The organism is Blautia fusiformis, assembly GCF_020686995.1.
Lineage (GTDB): Bacteria > Bacillota > Clostridia > Lachnospirales > Lachnospiraceae > Blautia_A > Blautia_A fusiformis.
On the sequence record NZ_JAJEPT010000001.1, the window covers coordinates 1 to 19396 of the forward strand.

At 37.5% G+C, this 19396-nt stretch carries 22 protein-coding genes and 2 tRNA genes; 21 read left to right on the forward strand and 3 right to left on the reverse strand.

Annotation, left to right across the window (positions count from 1 at the left end):
- The first annotated feature begins 103 nt into the window (after positions 1-103).
- Both LKD46_RS00005 and LKD46_RS00010 read left to right on the forward strand, forming a co-directional pair.
- A tRNA-Asn gene (locus tag LKD46_RS00005) sits at positions 104-176 on the forward strand.
- 36 nt (positions 177-212) lie between these two features.
- A tRNA-Cys gene (locus LKD46_RS00010) sits at positions 213-284 on the forward strand.
- Between the two features lie 345 nt (positions 285-629).
- Here LKD46_RS00010 and LKD46_RS00015 read toward each other — a convergent pair.
- Together LKD46_RS00015 and LKD46_RS00020 are read right to left on the reverse strand one after the other, a co-directional pair.
- The gene (locus tag LKD46_RS00015; RefSeq protein WP_059085258.1) at positions 630-1844 is read right to left on the reverse strand and encodes a site-specific integrase; all 1215 of its coding nucleotides are present in this window, start codon (positions 1842-1844) and stop codon (positions 630-632) included.
- 98 nt (positions 1845-1942) lie between these two features.
- The gene (locus LKD46_RS00020; protein ID WP_243148421.1) at positions 1943-2143 is read right to left on the reverse strand and encodes a helix-turn-helix domain-containing protein; all 201 of its coding nucleotides are present in this window, start codon (positions 2141-2143) and stop codon (positions 1943-1945) included.
- 734 nt (positions 2144-2877) lie between these two features.
- Between LKD46_RS00020 and LKD46_RS00025 the strand changes: the two genes are divergently transcribed.
- The 10 genes from LKD46_RS00025 to LKD46_RS00070 all read left to right on the forward strand — a co-directional run bounded on the left by LKD46_RS00025 (position 2878) and on the right by LKD46_RS00070 (position 12760).
- A complete protein-coding gene (locus LKD46_RS00025; protein WP_117843944.1) occupies positions 2878-4020 on the forward strand; it encodes a transposase in 1143 nt (380 codons plus the stop codon).
- A gap of 12 nt (positions 4021-4032) precedes the next feature.
- Positions 4033-5070, forward strand: a complete 1038-nt coding sequence (locus tag LKD46_RS00030) for a YqaJ viral recombinase family nuclease (protein WP_117843946.1) — start codon at positions 4033-4035, stop codon at positions 5068-5070.
- The gene (locus LKD46_RS00035; protein ID WP_117843947.1) at positions 5070-5471 is read left to right on the forward strand and encodes a DUF7768 domain-containing protein; all 402 of its coding nucleotides are present in this window, start codon (positions 5070-5072) and stop codon (positions 5469-5471) included. The genes LKD46_RS00030 and LKD46_RS00035 overlap by 1 nt, the downstream gene beginning before the upstream one ends.
- Positions 5449-7692: an SF1B family DNA helicase RecD2 gene (gene recD2, locus LKD46_RS00040; protein WP_025581132.1), complete on the forward strand. Its 2244-nt coding sequence runs from the start codon at positions 5449-5451 to the stop codon at positions 7690-7692. Before LKD46_RS00035 ends, recD2 begins: the two co-directional genes overlap by 23 nt.
- An 89-nt stretch (positions 7693-7781) precedes the next feature.
- On the forward strand, positions 7782-8735 hold the full coding sequence (locus LKD46_RS00045; protein ID WP_173684405.1) for a hypothetical protein: 954 nt from the start codon (positions 7782-7784) through the stop codon (positions 8733-8735).
- 77 nt (positions 8736-8812) lie between these two features.
- Complete coding sequence (locus LKD46_RS00050) at positions 8813-9994, forward strand: CHC2 zinc finger domain-containing protein (protein WP_179976651.1); 1182 nt, start codon at positions 8813-8815, stop codon at positions 9992-9994.
- 46 nt (positions 9995-10040) lie between these two features.
- Entirely contained in the window at positions 10041-10829 is a 789-nt protein-coding gene (gene srtB / locus LKD46_RS00055; protein WP_227573662.1) for a class B sortase, read from the forward strand.
- Between the two features lie 3 nt (positions 10830-10832).
- Complete coding sequence (locus LKD46_RS00060; RefSeq protein ID WP_117843950.1) at positions 10833-11252, forward strand: hypothetical protein; 420 nt, start codon at positions 10833-10835, stop codon at positions 11250-11252.
- Positions 11253-11443: 191 nt separating this feature from the next.
- Positions 11444-12364 (forward strand): ParM/StbA family protein, encoded by a 921-nt coding sequence (locus LKD46_RS00065; RefSeq protein WP_117843951.1) that lies wholly within the window; start codon positions 11444-11446, stop codon positions 12362-12364.
- A gap of 15 nt (positions 12365-12379) precedes the next feature.
- Positions 12380-12760, forward strand: a complete 381-nt coding sequence (locus tag LKD46_RS00070; RefSeq protein ID WP_226824567.1) for a stage III sporulation protein AF — start codon at positions 12380-12382, stop codon at positions 12758-12760.
- Between the two features lie 143 nt (positions 12761-12903).
- Here the strand turns inward: LKD46_RS00070 and LKD46_RS00075 are convergent, their stop codons facing one another.
- Complete coding sequence (locus LKD46_RS00075) at positions 12904-13254, reverse strand: helix-turn-helix domain-containing protein (RefSeq protein WP_004223831.1); 351 nt, start codon at positions 13252-13254, stop codon at positions 12904-12906.
- Positions 13255-13649: 395 nt separating this feature from the next.
- On the opposite strand from LKD46_RS00075, the gene LKD46_RS00080 reads away from it, so the two are divergent.
- The 9 genes from LKD46_RS00080 (at position 13650) to LKD46_RS00120 (ending at position 19263) form a co-directional block, all read left to right on the forward strand.
- A complete protein-coding gene (locus tag LKD46_RS00080; protein WP_117843953.1) occupies positions 13650-14096 on the forward strand; it encodes a sigma-70 RNA polymerase sigma factor region 4 domain-containing protein in 447 nt (148 codons plus the stop codon).
- On the forward strand, positions 14093-14281 hold the full coding sequence (locus tag LKD46_RS00085) for a helix-turn-helix domain-containing protein (RefSeq protein WP_054337518.1): 189 nt from the start codon (positions 14093-14095) through the stop codon (positions 14279-14281). Before LKD46_RS00080 ends, LKD46_RS00085 begins: the two co-directional genes overlap by 4 nt.
- A 184-nt stretch (positions 14282-14465) precedes the next feature.
- Positions 14466-14648 (forward strand): hypothetical protein, encoded by a 183-nt coding sequence (locus LKD46_RS00090; RefSeq protein ID WP_005342250.1) that lies wholly within the window; start codon positions 14466-14468, stop codon positions 14646-14648.
- A 10-nt stretch (positions 14649-14658) separates the two neighbouring features.
- Positions 14659-15384 carry a LytR/AlgR family response regulator transcription factor gene (locus tag LKD46_RS00095; RefSeq protein WP_226824573.1) on the forward strand — a complete coding sequence of 242 codons (726 nt, stop codon included), beginning with the start codon at positions 14659-14661 and terminating at the stop codon, positions 15382-15384.
- 99 nt (positions 15385-15483) lie between these two features.
- Positions 15484-15639: a hypothetical protein gene (locus LKD46_RS00100; protein ID WP_054337519.1), complete on the forward strand. Its 156-nt coding sequence runs from the start codon at positions 15484-15486 to the stop codon at positions 15637-15639.
- A 65-nt stretch (positions 15640-15704) separates the two neighbouring features.
- Complete coding sequence (locus tag LKD46_RS00105; RefSeq protein WP_054337520.1) at positions 15705-16760, forward strand: radical SAM protein; 1056 nt, start codon at positions 15705-15707, stop codon at positions 16758-16760.
- 113 nt (positions 16761-16873) lie between these two features.
- The gene (locus LKD46_RS00110; RefSeq protein WP_054337521.1) at positions 16874-17236 is read left to right on the forward strand and encodes a helix-turn-helix domain-containing protein; all 363 of its coding nucleotides are present in this window, start codon (positions 16874-16876) and stop codon (positions 17234-17236) included.
- Positions 17214-17924, forward strand: coding sequence for a LytR/AlgR family response regulator transcription factor (locus LKD46_RS00115; protein WP_054337522.1), 711 nt, complete (start codon positions 17214-17216; stop codon positions 17922-17924). Before LKD46_RS00110 ends, LKD46_RS00115 begins: the two co-directional genes overlap by 23 nt.
- Position 17925: 1 nt before the next feature.
- Entirely contained in the window at positions 17926-19263 is a 1338-nt protein-coding gene (locus tag LKD46_RS00120; RefSeq protein WP_114002298.1) for a sensor histidine kinase, read from the forward strand.
- Positions 19264-19396: the final 133 nt, after the last annotated feature.

Here is a 19396-nt window from a genome sequence, read left to right on the forward strand (position 1 = left end):
GGGCTTGACCAAGAAACGCAGGTTAAGAATTGATTCAAAGAGTTTGATTAACGATCAACAAGCATGTATGTAGTTTTTAAGGTATAATCCTTAAATTAAATATTCCTCCTTAGCTCAGTCGGTAGAGCATGCGGCTGTTAACCGCAGTGTCGTTGGTTCGAGTCCAACAGGGGGAGCTACAAACCCAATAATTGTGCAAAATAACTAAATACGGCGCAGTAGCCAAGTGGTAAGGCAATGGTCTGCAACACCAGTATTCACCGGTTCAAATCCGGTCTGCGCCTCTTAAAAAGCCCAGAAAATCAAGGTTTTCGAGGCTTTTTCTTTTTTCAAAATCCTATAATTCTGTCTAAAAAAATAAGGTGGCAAAATTATAGGAAAGAAAAAGTTCACAATTTTTTCTACAAGTCCATTTTTCCATAATCCAATTCCCTTTTTTAAAAAATTAATTCTAAAATATAAGTTTTCATGCTTTAATATTTATAGATATGTCCGCCAAAAACCGTTAAAAACCTTATAAAATCAAGTAAAATCGTTTCGTAAGGTGGACGATAAGGTGGCAGAATTTTGGTTGTTACAGCCTGTGCCATCATACTGTAGACAACCATTACCTCTGTTAAGCGGATGATTTATGCAATCATAGCATCAATTAAACTTACCTTACGTTCACTGTCTGTATGAACATAAGTACGCATGATCACCTCATAGTTATCGCCAATGATTTCAGCAGCTTCCTTTATTTCTCCCATATTGTGAGTCTGCCGGATCAGATTTGTTGCAAAAGTGTGCCGTAGTGCATGAAGATTATATTCTGGAATCTCAGCACGCTTACAAATTTTCTTTAGCGTATTGGCTAAATTTTGGATTGTAGGGCTGACACCATTTTGCGTAGATAATATCAAATCTGGAAAAACCCGATTTTTATCGTATAGCTCCATCATACATGATAGTGAAAATTCAGCTTCCTTGTTTAATGGAATAGTCCGTAAACTATTTGGGTATTTTGGAGGAGTCAAAATCATTTTAGTCTTTTTTTTGGAACCGGCCTCTCTGTTTTTAACCCTGCTAAGCGTATGTGTGATTTTAATGCCACGCCGTCCTAAAAAGGGCACGATAGAAGATTGACCTAATGCAAGCAATTCACCACCACGTAAACCTGTGTTTAAAAGGAATACAATGGCAGGACCATATCTATACAAATAGCGTTCATTTTTATTTGGACTGGGTTCCATTGCAATTTCTTTTATGATCTGCTCATGTTCTGGTGGGATGATTGAGATTTCCTTTGTTTCTACAGGAAGAACGGATTCTTCCGGCATTATCACCCGATTTAAAATATCAGAAAAGTTTTTTGGCAGTTCGCCGAGAGAAATTGCTGTTTTAATCATTGCAGACCAAAATAAGTAAATTTTCTTTAATGATGAATAACTCAGGATTTCCTTTTTGGCATTAATCGTTGCTGTAATATCATCAGCAGTCAGATTAGAAAATGTTTTGCTAAAAGCATCCGTATCTTTTAAATGATTTTCGTATGTTTTTTCTAATCGATCTAGGCTGGTTTGTTTGAATTTGCCAGCTTCAACCATGAGACTTTTGCGGAATAAGTATTTGTTCGCATAGTCCTGTACTTTGATGTTTGAAGTAATTGCGTCTTGTATTGCCACTTTTATCTTCCAGTCATCTAATAATGCTTTCGCTTCTCCTTTGGTAGGAGCATTAAACTCCTTGTCCGGTAGCCCTTTTTTTCTATATCGGGCAGTCCATCCTCCTCTCTTATTTGGAAATAGTGATCCATCCCCTTTGGATCTTCTTTTTTGTTGTGTACCTTTCGTTGTTCTCGCCATGAATAGTTCCCTTTCTTTAATGAGATATTCATGCCAAATCAGGTATAAGGTCTATTTTAATATAGCCAAGCCTGATTGACAATAACTTTCTAAAGGGCCTAAAAGAATATTTGCTTTCCTATGTTTTTCTTGAGAAACTCCTGAATAGAAGCTGGTGAAGTAAAATATTGCCGCCCAACTTTTGTAACGGGAAGAATTCCACTGTCAAGAAGTTCCCTGGTTTTTGTTTTTCCAATGCCGAGCATGGATGCTATCTCCTGAACGGAGTATGCTTTAAAGAGATTGTCTGTTTCACTCAATATAATCACCTCTATAAATTAGATTAATGAAAGAGTAGACATATCAGGAAACCGTTTCCTATGCCATGTTTCATGCACGTATGAGGTGTTACTATGTAATCATCAAGCTGCAGGCGTGCATTTATGCGACACTATCTGCAGCACCTATATACATTTCCTGATAAGGTATAAAATTATCAAGGTACAATAGCGTAAGACTTGGTTTTGTCTTAACAATTTCATTAAGTAATTAACTGAGATTTTTTCAGATTGAACAGATTATGTACTTTTTATTAAAAATTTTTCTATAAACTTGAAAAAAGAGAGATGGGATACGTGATATTTCAATATTCTAATTGAAGTCATATATGCAAAGCATAGTATTTAAAAACATACAATATATTGTGCATGAAGATTGACATATACTATATCATGTGCTACTATACTGCTATAGTTAATTTTATGCGTACCCATAGGGGGAGTTTTGGATTTGTATAAATCCGAAGACTCAAGGAGAGCAGTAAGGCTGCTTATTCCGCATAAGTTGTTTATGATTGTATAAAGTGTCACTATCTGTCCTTATGGGGCAATAGCGGCACTTTTGTTTTTTCGGTAATATTATCAGGGATATGAGAATGGATAGCGAAGGAATACTTCACTTTTCATTCTTTTTTTATGCCCTAATGAAAGGCAGGATTGCCACAATCAGCTTTGGCTGTTTATGGATAAATAAATTTAAGAAAGGTGGTACACACATGAAAGAAACAAAGATTTATGCAGATGAGTTTTGCACTACATTTGCAAGTACAACGGAGATGCTGGAATTTCTGGCTGAGAGGGCAAAGCAGTCCAAGTGGATTCGTAAGCCTACCAGGATGCTAAAACTGGTTCCATTGGAAAAGGAGGCAGAAACCATTGAAGAAGCCTGTGAAAAAGAACTGGAAGGAATAGTAGAGGATACAGAAAAGAATACCCAGTTGGTATTAAAAGTGAACAAGGATTTTTATCCGGTTCGTGACTGTGCTATCCATACAATTCTGAAAAGAGCCGGCATTAATGGAACAGGATTAAAGAAACTGGAGAAAGCTACTTATGCAAAGGTAGTAAACTACTGTCTTCAGGTAGCGAAAGGAGATGCCTTAATCAAGGTGGCAGATGGAAAAGTATCTGCAGTACATGGCGGTGATGATCATGATTACTGTGTACTGGATATGCAGACAATCTTCAATATGACAAGTGATTATCTGAAAGCACATTTTAAGGGAAGTACTTATCTGGAGGGTTCTGGAAGTTTTGACCATTCCATTGTGTCTGCTATGTGGACTTTAGGAGGAAATCAGGAACTTTTGGATACTTATCACCAGGCTTTGGAAGATCATGGAATTGAGGATAAGAGCCTAGCTCCTGCACTGCGCCTGACTACTTCTGATGTAGCAGTAAGTGGTGTGAATCTGTATCCCATGATGCTCTCGCAAACCAGTAACCGTGTCATTAACCTGGGAAGTCCTATCAAACTGTCCCATGATAGAGGGGCGACCTTACAGGATTTCCGGAATAATCTGGACAAAATTTTTTCCCGTTATCAGGAAGCAGTTAAAGGAATTGTTGGTTTGATGGATATAGATATCCAAAACCCTGTAAACTGCCTGCATCTGATTATGAAGGAACTTAAAATCAATCAGAAAATCCGAAATGAAGTAGTAGATCTTTTTGTGGGACAATATGGAGAAGAACCATGTACCGCTCATGACCTTTATTTTGCCATGCACGAAGCTGCTTTCTTTGCTGCTTGTGAAGGGTTTTCTGCACCACGGATTTTAAAATTGGAAGAAGACATTGCAAAAACACTGGTCTTTGACTGGAAAGGGTTTGATGTATATGGAACGATTAAATTATAAGGAGGAAATGAGATGAATACAGCATTAAATTATCAGCCGGAAGTTCTTGTTGATACAGCAGATTTGAGCCGAGAAGAGTGGTTGGATTACCGGCGCCTTGGCATTGGAGGAAGCGATGCAGCGGCAATCATGGGCTTATCCCCATTTGCGACAATCAGGGATTTGTATTTCGATAAAATTGGTGTTACGCCAGTAATCGAAGAAGAGGAAGAAAACTGGGTAGCGAAAGAAGTGGGACACCGCCTGGAAGATTTGGTTGCCATGATTTTTGCAAAGAAGACGGGGCTTGAAGTTTTCCCTGTACGAAAAATGTTCCGGCATCCGCTATATCCGTTTATGTTGGCGGATGTGGATTACTTTATCCGTTTCCCAGATGGAAGCATTGGAATTTTGGAATGTAAGACCTGCAATTACAATGCAAAAGACAAATGGGCAGATGATGGGATTCCTGAAAACTATGTTTTGCAGGTTCGTCATTATCTTGCAGTCATGAATATGAATAAAGCATATATTGCCTGCCTTTATGGAAACAATGAAAATGAATTTGTTTATCGGTGTCTGGAACGGGATAGAATGGAGGAAGAAGAACTTATTGAACAGGAGAAATACTTCTGGGAAGAATATGTGGAGAAGAAAATAGAACCACCGTATTCCGGGAAGCCAGATCTCATTTTGGCTAGTATCCGGAAATATAAGGGTTACGCAGACAAATCAATTCCTGAAATCAGCATATCTAGCTTGGAATCACGCAGTCTTGAAAAATATCTTAAATTATCTGAAGAAAAATCCCAATTGGAAAAAAGAAAAAAGGAGATTGAAGCGGAACAACGTGCATTGAGCGTACCGTTTGTCGAGCTTCTTGGACAAGGGTGTAAGGCAGTGATCGAGGATGGGAGTTTCCGTTACCGGATTACTTATAATCCTACGATACGCACCCAGATTGGAAAAGAAAATATGGAGAAACTGAAAAATCAGCATCCGGATATCTACGAAGAATACACAAGTACTACAGAAAGCAGGATTTTCCGGATTAAAAAGGAGGTTGCATAATGTTACAAGGAAAAAAGGCATATATCTGTTCTCCGCTGTCTGCCCCGAATCCAGAGGGAGTGCAGCATAATATGGAACTGGCAAAATACTATCTCATGCAGATGAAAAGGCTGTATCATTGCCGTACTTTTGCTTCACATGCTCATCTTCCATTAATGTTAGATGACCGTATCCCGGAAGAACGGGAAACTGCAATGCAGATTGCAGTTTTGATGTTGGATTTATGTGAAGTATTGATCATTTGTGGTTCACATATCAGCGAGGGAATGAGAAGCGAGATTCAGACAGCATTTGTAAAAGGAAAGGATATTTATTGGTATGACTCCAAGATGAAACCAGGGGAATTGATGAAAGTAGAGAACTGGAGGGACATAGACGATGAGGTGCAAATATATACGTAAGATTTTTCAAAATGAGGAAAACGGATATACGGTTGCATTATTTTCCACACTGAATCAGGAAGTTCCTCTTTCTGCCAGGGATAAGTTTTGGGCAGAGAAAAAAATCATTGCGTTTACTGCCAAAGGATATGACCTTCCGCTTACGGATGAGATCGAAATTGAGATGGAAGGCGAGTGGGAAACAAGTTCCTATGGGACACAATACAAGGTGGAAACTTTTTTAGAGGTTGTACCTAGAACAAGGGAAGGTATCTTAGGATACCTTTCTTGTGGTTCTTTAAAAGGAATTGGTCCCAAAACGGCAGAAAGGATTGTCAATCGTTTTGGTCTGGATACCTTAGAGGTGATGGAAAAATATCCACAGGAATTATTAAAAATTCAGGGGATATCTCAGCAAAAACTGGACCGTATTGTGGATTCCTTTGGAAAAAATAAAGTATTCCGGGAATTGATGACCTTTTTATCACCATTTCATGTTACTCCTAAAAAAGCAAATATGATTCTTCAGAAGTTTCGGGATCAATCCGTAGAAATCATTCGGAAGCAGCCTTATATCCTTTGTGCTGTTAAGGGGTTTGGTTTTCTCACTGTGGATGCCATTGCAAGGCAGTGTTGTGCTGCAACGAATGATCCTATGCGCATTTCCGGCTGTGTCAGTTATGTGTTGCGGGAAGCCATGAAGCAAAACGGACATTTGTATCTGGAGCAGGAAATTCTGGTAAAAGATGCCTTGAAAGTTCTAAATAAAGAACCGGATCTTCAGCCGGTGACAGAAACAGAAATTTTAAAAGTGATCTATCGTCTGGTTATGCAAGACAGTATCGTGGTAGAAGAAAATAGGATTTACATTACCAAACAGTATCAGGAAGAAGATGACACTGCTTCTATGATTGCAAGAAAATTGTATGAGCGAATTCCAGTTCTTACGATTGAAAAGGAACTGGAGGAAGCACAGAAAGATTTAAACATAACATTATCCGAACAGCAGAAAGAAGCAGTACGTATGGTTTTTGCAAACCCGATCAGCATTATTACTGGAGGACCTGGAACCGGTAAAACAACGGTTTTAAAGGTCATTTTGTATATCTATCAGAAAAAATGCGGGAATAAAGTCCAACTGATGGCACCAACTGGTCGTGCCGCAAGGCGAATGGCAGAGAGTACCGGAAGTGGGGATGCAACTACGATGCACATGGCACTGGGGCTTTTTGGTGACGGAGATTATGAAGCACTTATAGATGAATTGTCCGCAGATTTTATTAATGTGGATGAGGTATCTATGGTAGATATGCACCTTGCCTATGAATTTTTTTACAAGGTAAAAGCAGGAGCCAGAGTGCTTTTGGTCGGAGATGTCCACCAGCTTCCTTCTGTAGGAGCAGGAGATGTGTTCCGTCAGCTTATTTTGTGTGGGAAAATACCGGTTACTGTTTTAAATCTGGTCTATCGTCAGGGGAAGGACAGCAATATCCCCATAAATGCCCAGCTTATCAACGAAGGAAAAACAAATCTGCAATGGGGAGATGATTTCCAGATGATTGAATGTTCAGGAGCAGATGCAGCAGCACAAATTGTTAAGAATATTTATCTCAAGGAAATTCAGGTGTATGGTATGGAGCAGGTACAGATACTTTCTCCATACAAAGTGCGAAGTGCAGCCGGTGTCTTGGAACTGAACCGCAGTCTGCAGGATGATGTAAATCCTCCTGTATCCGGGAAACAAGAGCTTCATCTTGGCGGTGAGATATTCCGAGAAGGTGACCGAATCCTTCAAAACAAAAATACAGAAGTTGCCAGTAATGGAGATTTAGGTACTTTGGTACAGATTTCTGAGGATGAGGATAACAACCCAATAGTTCAAATCGTATTTACAGACGGACGCAGGGTGAAGTATGAGGCAGAGCAGGTGGAGATGATGGAACATGCAAATGCCATAACCATACACAAAAGCCAGGGAAGTGAGTGCCACGTGGTTATCATTCCGTGGCTAAAAGCTTTTTATCCCATGCTGAAGCGGAATATTTTTTATACAGGGATTACCAGGGCGAAGCTGCGCGTTTATATTGTTGGGGAATGGAAAGCTGTTTGTCAGGCAATTCATACAGATGATACAGGTACCAGAAAGACGATGCTGGCGGCAAAAATACAACAGTATTGTGAACGGTATCAGCCACAGAGTAATAGACAGATCCCGACAACAATTTGCAACCGGGCTGTGTAAAAAAATAGCAAAATAGTTCAATGTTGAGAATTGGCAGGTTATTACTTTATAAAGGGATGTCCTGCCGGTTCCAAAGAAAGGAGCAGGCAATGAGCGAATTATTATATAACAAGTCAAAAGCAGTAGAAGAACTGAATAAAGTGGAAGGATTTTATCCTCTGGAACTTGCCAGAGTTATTTCTAATGAAGGGCAGGAGGAACAACGGTATCTGGATGTGAAATATCGGAAGCTGTGGTTCCGTCTGGTAAATCCTACAGGCAAGATTATCAGCCGGATTGTTCATTTTACAGAAAATATGGCAGTTGTAGAAGCCAGGATTTATCTGGATAAGTGTGATCAGGAGAATAATTATATTGCCAATTCCTTTTCGCAGAAATTTCGTACAACAGATACACAGTTTGGAGATAAATTTCTTGAAATGGCAGAAACCGCAGCGATTGGGCGAGCTTTGGCAGATGCGGGATATGGTCTGCAATTTGCTGATGTAGGGGAAGGTAATGATCCCATGCAGGTAGATGCAGGAATTCCTGTAAACCAGGGAACTTCGATGCAGGCTGCGATGCCGGCACAAAATCCGGCACCTGCAATGCAACAGACACCGAATCAGCCGGCAGGGGCGATGCCAGCATTTCAGACGCAAGCAATGCCAGGACAGCAGATGATGGAGCAGTTTTACCAGGAAGCACAAGCGAATGGAAATACAATTAGCAGGGCAACGGGGAGTGGACAGATGACTAATCCGGTAATGAGTTCGGCAAGTGGTGGTGTTGCACCAACTATGCAGCAGATACCTCACCAGCAGCAGATGCCATCTAAGCCGCAATCTCTGGCTCCCAATATGCCGGTGGAAGAACTGGTGAAATGGATGAGTTATGAGCAGGCAATCCAAGTTGCCATAACAGGAAAAGGAAAATTTAGCGGAAAAACTATGGGGCAGGTTGCGATGGAAAGTCCTTCCAGCTTGCAATGGTTCGCAGAGCAGTATCATGGACAGAACCATTTTATACCGGCAGCAGCCAGAGTAATTCTTGCAAAAGCATAACAAATAGCCGGTGATCATCATTCTTTCCACAGCCTTTATTGGCTGTGGAAGAAAGGAGGAGCCATAGAGTGTATGATATGTCAGGCTTTAACTACGATATCACAGATGTTGTACATTTACTGCAGCTTAGAGTACGGCATAAGAATTCTTCATCGATGGATGTGAATTGTCCATTTTGTGGAGAAACAAAAGGAAAAATGAATGTTAATCTTCAGAAAAATGTGTTTCGGTGTAATCGGTGTGATGCTTCCGGCGGAATGCTGGAATTATACGGAAGACTGCATGGTGTTTCCAGCGCAGAGGCAAATCGGCAAATCCGGGAAGCTCTGGGAAAGGGAGAGTACAGAACAAATTATCAGGTAGCTCCTAAAAAAGAGCCTGTAGTAATTTTCAATGCCGAGTTGGCAGATGCAGATGTCATTGACCGAACATATCAGGAGATGTTGTCCTTATTGACATTAAATGATAAACACCAGGAGGATCTTAAAAAAAGAGGGCTGACGGAAGAACAGATCGAGATACAGAGGTATCGTAGTGTACCGTTGTTTGGAATTAAAAATATGGTACAGAAACTGTTGGAATCCGGACAGACAGTAAAAGGTGTGCCTGGATTTTATGAAGATCAAGATGGGAAATGGACAATTAATTTTAGTTCTAAAAATTCCGGGATTTTAATACCAATTCAATCCCCGGAAGGAAAAATACAAGGATTTCAGATTCGGTTGGATCAGGTAATGGAGGGACGGAAGTATATCTGGCTTTCCAGTGTGAAATTTAAAAATGGAGTATCATCAGGAAGTCCGGTACATGTCATAGGAAACCTGGACGCAGAACAGATCTATTTAACAGAAGGCGCATTAAAAGGCACGATAGCTCACTATTTATCAGGGGATACGTTCATTTGTGTTGCAGGTGTGAATCAATACAGAAATTTAAAGCCAGTTTTGGAAATGTTGAAAAGCAGGCATCTGCAGCACCTATATGAAGCGTATGATATGGATAAAAAAATGAAGGTATATTGTGACGGGGATTCCGAAAAATGTGATGCCTGTCAACGTAAATCAGCCACTTTTTATTGTCCGCATAAGATGCAGAAACGGCAGATTCTACAGAACGCTTGTAGAAAGGTGTATGAAATCTGTAGTGGATTGTCTATTTCCATGAGCCGTATGGTTTGGGACATGGATCCTTATGGTGAGTGGAATGGACAGATCAAAGGAATTGATGATTATTACTATGTATTGAAAAATACAGGGTGAATATGGACCGGGCAAGTTGTCCGGTCTTATGGAAGAGGAGGATTCGATGAAACGAAAGAAAATTTACGGTATATTTATGCTTGTAGCCATTGCTGTTTTTTTATTTGCAGGAGGAAGGATACTGCAAATTTATTTGAATTATCAGGAAAGTCAAAAAGTCTATGAGCAGATGGAAGGGTTTACACAAAAGATAGAGGATCAAGACCTGTCACCAGAAGCGGTTCCAGGGGAAACACCAGAGGAGGTCGCAGAGCAGGGAGTCCTACAGGTGGATTTTAACAAGCTGGAAGAAATCAATCCAGATGTCATTGCATGGATTGAGATTCCTGGTTTGGAAATTAGTTATCCGGTAGTCCAGGGGAGGGATAATGACTATTATCTGCATCACCTGATTACGGGAGAAAATCATAAAAGTGGCAGTATTTTTATGGACTTTCACAACCAGGAGAATTTATCAGACAGAAATTCCATTATCTATGGGCATAATATGAAGGATGGGAGCATGTTTGGAACCCTGGATCAGTATCAGTCACAGGCACTTTATCGAAACTATCCCTGTTTTTATATGTATGTGCCAGGATATATTTATGAGTATCAGATTTTTTCCTGTTATGCAGCACCGACGGATCATCCAGCATATACTTATGATTTTCCTACTTCTGAGGACTATGAAGTTTTTCTGGAAACACTACAAAGAAGTGCTGAGTATAACACAGGGATGACAGTTACCGAGGAGGATCAGGTAGTGACCTTATCAACTTGTGTAAATACCCGAAAGGATTATCGCTATTTAGTACATGGAAAACTGAAACAGGAAATAAAAATGGAGGAATAACAGATGTTAGATTTTGAATATGCAAAGGCATTGGCAGAGGTTGTGCTGGATACAACTTGCAGCGAAAAAGAAAGAGAAGTACGGCTGGAGTGTTCAACCCAAATATTTGGCAGAGCAAATGCTTATTTAAAGAAAGGCTTCTTACCCGATGTGGTAGAGGCTTTTTTTGTGCGAAAAATGAAAGGTTTGCCACTGGTATCGACAAAGCAGGATATGCAGGATTTTTTGAAAGTCAGTACACCCCATTATTTTGGCGGGAAATTTACAGTTAGTAATATTCCGTATTATTCAGAGGAAGAAGAACTGCTACTTTGGTCAGAAACATCACTTCGTGGTCCATTGATTACAGCCGGATACGAACGCTATATGGAACTGTTTAAAAAGATTTTGCCTCAAAAGGCAGAACAGATTAATTTTTTATAAAGAGAAATAATTCGAATGAGGACTGGAAATATATGGTGGTTTAAAGATAAATGTTAAAAATTATTATATAGGAAGAAAGCATCTGTCTGTAGCAAAATGCTGCAGACAGGATATTTTTTTGAAAAAAAGTTGCTTTGTACGGAAGCTCTGCGTACAAGAGAAGTATAAAGAAAAAAAGGAGAGATGATTTTATGATAAAAAAAGTTCGGATTGCGGTAGACCATGGCAATAGAAATATGAAAACCTGTTCCCAGGTATTTACGACAGGGCTTACCATTCAGGATAAAAAGCCTGCCAGAGGGGAAAAGTTCCTGTTCTATGAGGGAAAGTATTATGTGCTGAGTGAAAATAGGATTCCTTATCAAAGAGATAAAACGCAGGATGATCGATTTTTTATCCTTACTCTATTTGCAATCGTAAAAGAGCTGGAGGAAAACCCTCAAATTCAGCCGGAGGATGTCATTCAGGTGGATCTTCCGATTGGGCTGCCACCCAAGCATTATGCAGAACTTTGTGAACGGTATGAAGCATATTTTAAAAGACAAGGGAAAATCCATGATATCAATTACTGTGGTAGGACATATCATATCACCATTGGAGAGGTAATGGCATTTCCACAGGACTATGCGGCTATGATGACTATGATTGAAAAGCTGCAGCAGATTCCCAAAGTAGTAGGAATTGATATAGGAGGATTTACTACAGACTATCTGCTGATGCGGAAAGGTAATCCGGATATGGAAGCCTGTGATTCTATGGAAAAAGGTGTGATTACCATGTATAACAAGATTATTTCCGGGATTAACAGTGAATATGATATTTTGTTAGAGGAAAGTGATATTGACAGTATCCTTCAGGGAAACACAGAGTTTTATGAAGAGGCTGTAGTCCGTATGACAGAAGGTATGGTGCAGGATTTTGTAAAGGATCTGCTGAACAGTATTCGAGAAAGAGGCATAGATACCAAAGCAGCATATACGGTATTTATTGGAGGCGGGGCAAAGCTATTGAGCCATTTTCTGGAACAATCGGACCGTCTGGGGAAATATACCTTTATTGAGGATATTTCTGCCAATGCCAAAGGATATGACAGACTGTTTCAGATTATGTAGAGGAGTGTGATAAATGTGGAGAAAAAGAATCCCTATAAATTCACACTTGGATTTGATAAAACAAAGCCGACACATGTATGTGCGGCAGAGATTTTAAATTCCGTAAGGGATAAAGCCGACTTAATCGCATCAGCAGTGGTTGCTCATATAGATGGCGGCAGTACAGAAAAAGGGGCTGTATTGAACCAAGAAGCTTTGCAGATTATGATGTTGGAATTGGTAAAGCAAGAAGTGGAAAAAGCAATGCAGAATTATTTTTCAAAACAGGAGAATGTTCAAGTGGAAGAAGAAACAGAGGAAGATGTAATAGAGAAACAGAAGATATCTGAATTTGTCCTTGCACCTGAAGTTGCCAAAAGCGTTAGAGATGCAATGAGTGCATTTAGAAATAGATAGAAAAGAAAAAAGAAGCATCGGATTTTGAGTGCTTCTTTTTTGTTGCACATTTATGCCAATTCACAGGAACCCCACAGATTTCGCACAGGTTTCTCACAGATTTCATCCGTATAATCAAAAGTCAGATATTGTCAGAAAAAGGCTTAATTGAGTGGATCCTTTTCTTTCAATGCAGAAAGAAGCCCACGCAAGGTGCGTAGGGCAATTTGCCGCTCGTCTTCAGAGCAGTTTTGCAGTTCTTTCATAATCTGATAAGTAGTAGTGTCCGGTTCCTTTCGTTCATCCTGAACAGCTGCATCAATTGAAATATTCAGAAATTGAGCGATTGGGATTAAAGTTGCAAGTTCCGGATTGCCATTACAGGTTTCAATATCAGAAATGGTCCGGGTGGACACACCGGCTTGTTCTGCAAGTCTTGATTGTGACAGACCACGCCTTTCTCTTTCACTTCTTACCATATAGCCTAATTTTTTCTTGACGGTATCCATCAGCATCCGCATCACCTCACTTATTGTTTTATTTTATCGTAGATTGATAGTAAGAGAAACGCATTATAGTGCATGAAGATACGCAATATAATGTGAATTGCGGGGCAGGAGAACCTACAAGGGAGGAGCATCTATGTTGCAAGGAAAGACAAGGCACTTGTGTAATGATTCGTCAAAAAAATCTTGCTTTTGCAGGGGTGCCAAAAGGGTTATTTATATGCAGTATATGCGTTAATATATGAAGTCACCGTGCAGGATGATGCATGGGATAAGAAAGATGTCGAGCCAGAAGAAATGTGGTTCGGCGTTTTCTTTTACCAAAATAAAAATATCCTTCACAGATGCAGATCTCCACCTCTGAAATTTGGAAACTTATTGATTTCAAATTTCGGAGGTAGAAAATGAAAGAAGAACAAAAATATAATGGATCTAAAACAAGAAATTATTTCACTGCTTACTTGCTGGCATCTATAAGGGGAAAAAGACTTCGGTATCTGGAAAAGCAGCAGAAAATATTATTTGCAGAGGAAAATCTGGAAGATAAAGAATATACAGATGCGGATATTTCTCCAGAGGAAAGGCTGGAATTGGAACAGAAAGAACAACTGCTTATGGAAGAAGCACAGGGGATATATCCAGAGTGGAACGAAATGACGGATATAAGCCTTATAGAAGCCATGTTTTCTTTGCAGGAAGAAGAACGGAAGCTTATTTATCAGCATGTCTTTGAGGAGCGTACTTTTAAGGAGATGAGCATCTTAAATCAGATGACGGAAGAACGCTGTAAAGGTGCGTATTATTGGGCTATCCGCAAAATACGAAAGAGAATGGGAGGAAAGAAATCATGAATTTTAAAGAATTGTTATATCGGGCAAGACAAGGGGATGAAGATGCTATTCTGGAAATATTTGAAATGTACCGACCACTCTTGATTAAAAATGCCTTGGTAGATGGAATCTTTGATGAAGATCTGTACCAGGAATTGACAGCAGAATTGTTGAAGTGCATACGGTATTTTAGGGATGTAGAATAGAATTATAGGAGGTGTAGCGGTATAATCCATACACCTCCCTAGAGCATATTCTGCCATTTTTAGTAAATGGATTACATAATTATAATTGCCAATTAGGCAATAAAAAACGCAATTGAAACAAGAATACTAGACGGGATAAACTAAAATCCCCTAATATAGTAAAAAATAGTAGGAGGAAATTTCGATGGAGATGAACCAAAAAGAATGTGGAATAGTGTGCAAAGAAAATGGTACGGAGCAAATAGAAAAAGTAACAGAGGAAGAATGGAAATTATTAAAACAATATAGAAATTTGTGTGAAGAAAATAAATTAACCATCAACATTTTGATCCAGCGATTATTAGCACACGAGAAAGGCAGGGAATAAGTTGATTAAAGTGGCATTATGTGATGATATTATTGACTATAATAAAAAAATGGAGAGTTATATCGAAAAATATGGAAATGAAAATCATGTAGAAGTCAAAATTACTTCGTATGGAAGTGGCAGTCAGTTATTATTGAATTATCAGAAACGAAAGTTTGATGTTATATTTTTGGATGTGTCTATGCCTGAAATGGATGGATTTGAAACAGCAGAGGAGATTCGGAAGAGTGATACTGATGTTTCAATCGTTTTTTGTACTTCTTATTATACAATCACTAATGCAGGGAAAGGCTTTGAAGTTGCGGCAGAAGATTTTTTATCAAAACCTTTACTGTATAGAAAAGTTGAGAATATCTTAAACAAAATATATAAAAAGAAATTGTTGAATGCAGAGGAAAAATTATTTTTGAAATGTCACGATGGATTGATTACGCTGCAACTTTCCGATATAATCTATATACAAACAGAAAACAAGCTGTTGATCTTACATACAATTCATGGAGATGTGCAAAGTAGCCAAAGAATGAGTGAACTGGAGAAGCGTTTAAGCAAAAAGCAATTTTTTCGCTGTCATAATAGTTATATGGTCAATTTTGATTATGTTGAAGGGGTTAAGAAAGATAGTGTGTTAATCAAAGATAAAGTTCAGAAGTTAAAGACTATTCCAATAAGTAAATATAAGAAAGAAGAGTTCATGAGAGCATTAGCTAGATATGTGGGAAAATGGGAAAACTGAAAATCTATGTCAAAAATATGTTGATTTATACAAAGAATATTGTTGTATGGAAAAAAATGGATTATAGTCCTCATATACTAAACAGAAAGGAGAAAAAACATGGTTAATACTGAAACAACAGAAGAGTTCGTAAAAGAACTGGATTTAACAGAGGAAGAAATAGAAAGTTATACCGGATGTTCTGAAAGAACGCAGAGATGTTTAACTGATTGCCCATGGCCATTTCCAGGGGCATACATTAATGAAGCTAGTTAAAACAAAGAACCGTGTAGCCTATCGGATATGATAGTCTGTGCGGTTTCTTTTTTGGAGGAAAGTATATGTATACAATTACTTTAGAAGTAAACCAAATATGTAATTTACGTTGTACATATTGTTATCTTGGAAGAAAGACAAACCAAAAGATGTCCGAACAGATAGCATACAAAGGATTGGAAATTGCATTTTTAAATGCGGAAAATCATAGAGATCGAAGATTATGGGTGGATTTTGTAGGTGGAGAGGCACTCTTAAGTCTTTCATTTTTAAAGCATTTGGTGGATTATATAGAGGGGCAGGCATTAAAAAGAAATATTTTAGTGACATATTCTATCACGACAAATGGAACTATTTTAAATGATGAGATTTTAGCATGGCTGATTAAATATAGAATTCATTTAAAAGTAAGTATTGATGGAGATGAGGAAACCCATAATAAAAACAGAAAGAGGATTGATGGTGTTGGAAGTTATTCTAATATTATTGAAAACTGTATGTATTTCAAAGAATACGAGAAGAGAACCAAGCAATATATTCAGGCAGCACATGTTGTTACACAGAATAATTATGGGGAAACATTTGAATCTGTTTGCCATTTAGTTGAAAATCTAAATTTTAGCATAGTGGATTCTTCTATTGATGTTATGAATAGATGGACAACCGATCAGTTGGATGGTTTGGCTGATGAATGGGAAAAAGTATTACGTTACTATTTAAAAAGGAAAAAAGCAGGAAAAGCATTTCTTTGGGGACCAATTTTAGATTTGAAGAAATACGGAGAAAATAATGGAGAATCAGGATTTTGTGGTGTAGGTCTTATTCAAATATATATAAAGGTGGATGGGAGAATCTTTGGTTGTGCGGCAAATTTAGAAGATAGTGGGTGCATTGGAGATGTTGAAAATGGATTGTCTAAGGAATGTATCAAAAGATTGAGGAAAATAGGAAAAGAAGGTAATATGTGTTCAAAATGCAGCTTTGCTGTGAAGTGCCAAAGCAAAAATTGCATCATGAACAGTTTGGCATATAGTGGAACAGTAGGTGAACATAATCCTGATATGTGTTATTTTGAAAGGAAAAAGAGGAATCTATGGGAGATATATGCTCCTCAATTATAATTTTTTGAAAATAAAACTTGAAATATGGGTAAAAATACGCTATTTTTATTATAAATACCAACTTATGAAGTGACTGGTAGTAAGTGTTTTATTATATTGATGTGGTGGTGAAAATGAATATAATTAGGCGAAAGAGAAAGGAATTGGGGATTTCTCAAAAAGAATTAAGCGAAAAGTTAGGTACGAGTCAACAGACAATCAGCAGGATTGAAAAGGCAGATATTGAAAATATTCCCTGTAGCTTATTGGTGAAACTGGCAAATATATTTGACATACCAATAGATGTTTTGGTATATGGAGATAATAGTGATTTGTGTAAAAGTCAAATTGAAGAATTATGGGATGTTTTTCAAAAGTTAGATGAGATAAATAAAGCTACGTTATTGTTGATGGGAAGAAGGCTAAATGAAGCACAGATGGAAAATATGCTGAAGAAGCAGATAGGTGATATGAGTGATAAAAATAGCGATATGTGATGATGAAAAATATTTTGTAGATACAGTTGAAAAAATGCTAAAAATTTATGCAGAGAAAAATGGTAAGGACTTTTGTATAAAAAAATATACAAAGCCGTTGCAGTTAATGGAATCTTTAAAAGAAGAATTCCAAATTTTCTTTTTGGATATAGAGATGCCTGCGATGGATGGCATGGAGTTGGTGGATATTATCCGCAGACATGATGAAAAATCAATTATTCTTTATGTATCATCTCATAATGAATTTTTAGGGGTTGGATATAAGTATGATGTCCAAAATTTTATTACAAAACCAATTACACAAGTACAGATTAATTGTGAAATGAATAGAGCATTAAGAAAACTAGAGTCATATGAGCAAAAATACATAGCAGTAAAGAATGAGAAAGGATACTTTAAACTATTTCTTTCCGATATAGAATACATTGAAACCGTGAAACGAAAGGTTTTATTTCATCTACGAAATGGAAATCAGGAAGATGGATATTTTAAAATGAGAGATTTAGAAGAACGCTTGGAAAAATACTATTTTGTACGTTGTCATAATGGTATTATTGTAAATGTCGATTGTATTGAATCATTACATGATCTTACCACTACACTTTATTCCGGAGCTAAAATTTATATTACACGGTCTAGAAAACAAAACCTAATGAAAAAAATGGCAGAACGGGGAGGAAGTGTATAGTGTGTATGCACAGAGTATTATAAAGAATCTTTTTTCAATAATTAATATTTTTCTGATTACATATTTGTTGATTGATAGAAAAAACAATCAAGAGTATCGAAAGAAAAATTGGTATTCCTATGTTTTGTGCATTGGAAGTATTTTTCTGGTGCGGGTAATGGAGAATGGGGTATCCATACATATCGTTTATAATTATATTACGATTGTGATTATTGTCATGTTTATAGGACATTTTTTATTTCAACGGAATATGAAATATTGTATTTTGATAGGCAGTATTTTCTTATCTATTTCGTTATTAGGGCAATTACTAAGCAGTATTTTCCTATATCCATATAGTGGAAATAGAGTATTAGCTGAATTACCAGGAATATACCAAGTGGTGATGATGGTAATTGCAGAAAGTGTTATTATTGCCGGATGTTTGACATTAAAGAAAATTATAGAAAGAATTCCACCGCATTTATCAAGCATTAATGTGATGACAATTTTCATCCCGTTATTGCTTAATATTATAGTTATGGCAGTATGTACCGATAACCTATATAATGATAAAAAGGTAATTATTGGAAACATATGGTCAGTTATTACAATATCAATAGTTCCTATTGTTATGTTTTTAGGAACTGTCTGTAACATAGTGATTTTGGAGAACTACTTAAATGTAAAAAAAATCGAAAATGAAAAAAAGCTTCAAATAAGTGAGATGAGCTTGCAGTATGATTATTATATGAAACAATCGAAAGATATGGAAAATATCCGCAGGCTTTCCCATGATATAAAAAATCATTTGGAGGCATTGAAAGAAAATATAGAGCCAGAACAAAAAATAGAGTATATTAATGGTATTGAACGTAAATTAAATAAGTATCAAAGTTACTATAAATCAGGGAATACTTTTATTGATAATTTGCTTCATACGAAACGATTGGAGGCTATCGAAAAGGGAATTGAATTTAAGGTGTTTGCCGATTTTACAGAGTTTCGACAGATAAGAAATGAGGATTTATGTGTCATAATTTCGAATACAATAGATAACGCATTAAGAGAATGCCGGTTAATGAAAGAAGAAAATCCTATGGTAGAGTGTTTAGTACAGTTAAAGGCTAAAAAAGTAAAGGGGTTCTTGTCAATTTTATGTGAAAATAGCCTAAGAGATTCACAAGTACGTTATCTGCGAGAAAATGCAACACTGGAAACATCAAAGGAAGATAAGAAAAATCATGGGTTTGGTGTCAAAAATATTAAAAGTGTGGTGAAAGATTATGGAGGAGAAGTATCATTTAGTGTTTTAGATGATATGTTTTCTGTTTCTGTGATTATTCCGATAGAAATATAGTGTGACAAGATGGTGCTTATGGAAAATAAGTGCCATTTTTATTGGTCCAGGCAGGGCATAAAAAATGCAAACTAAACAAATTATATGTTTTTTCTTGAAGCAGGATGTAAAATAAAGAAAAAAGAAGAGGAGG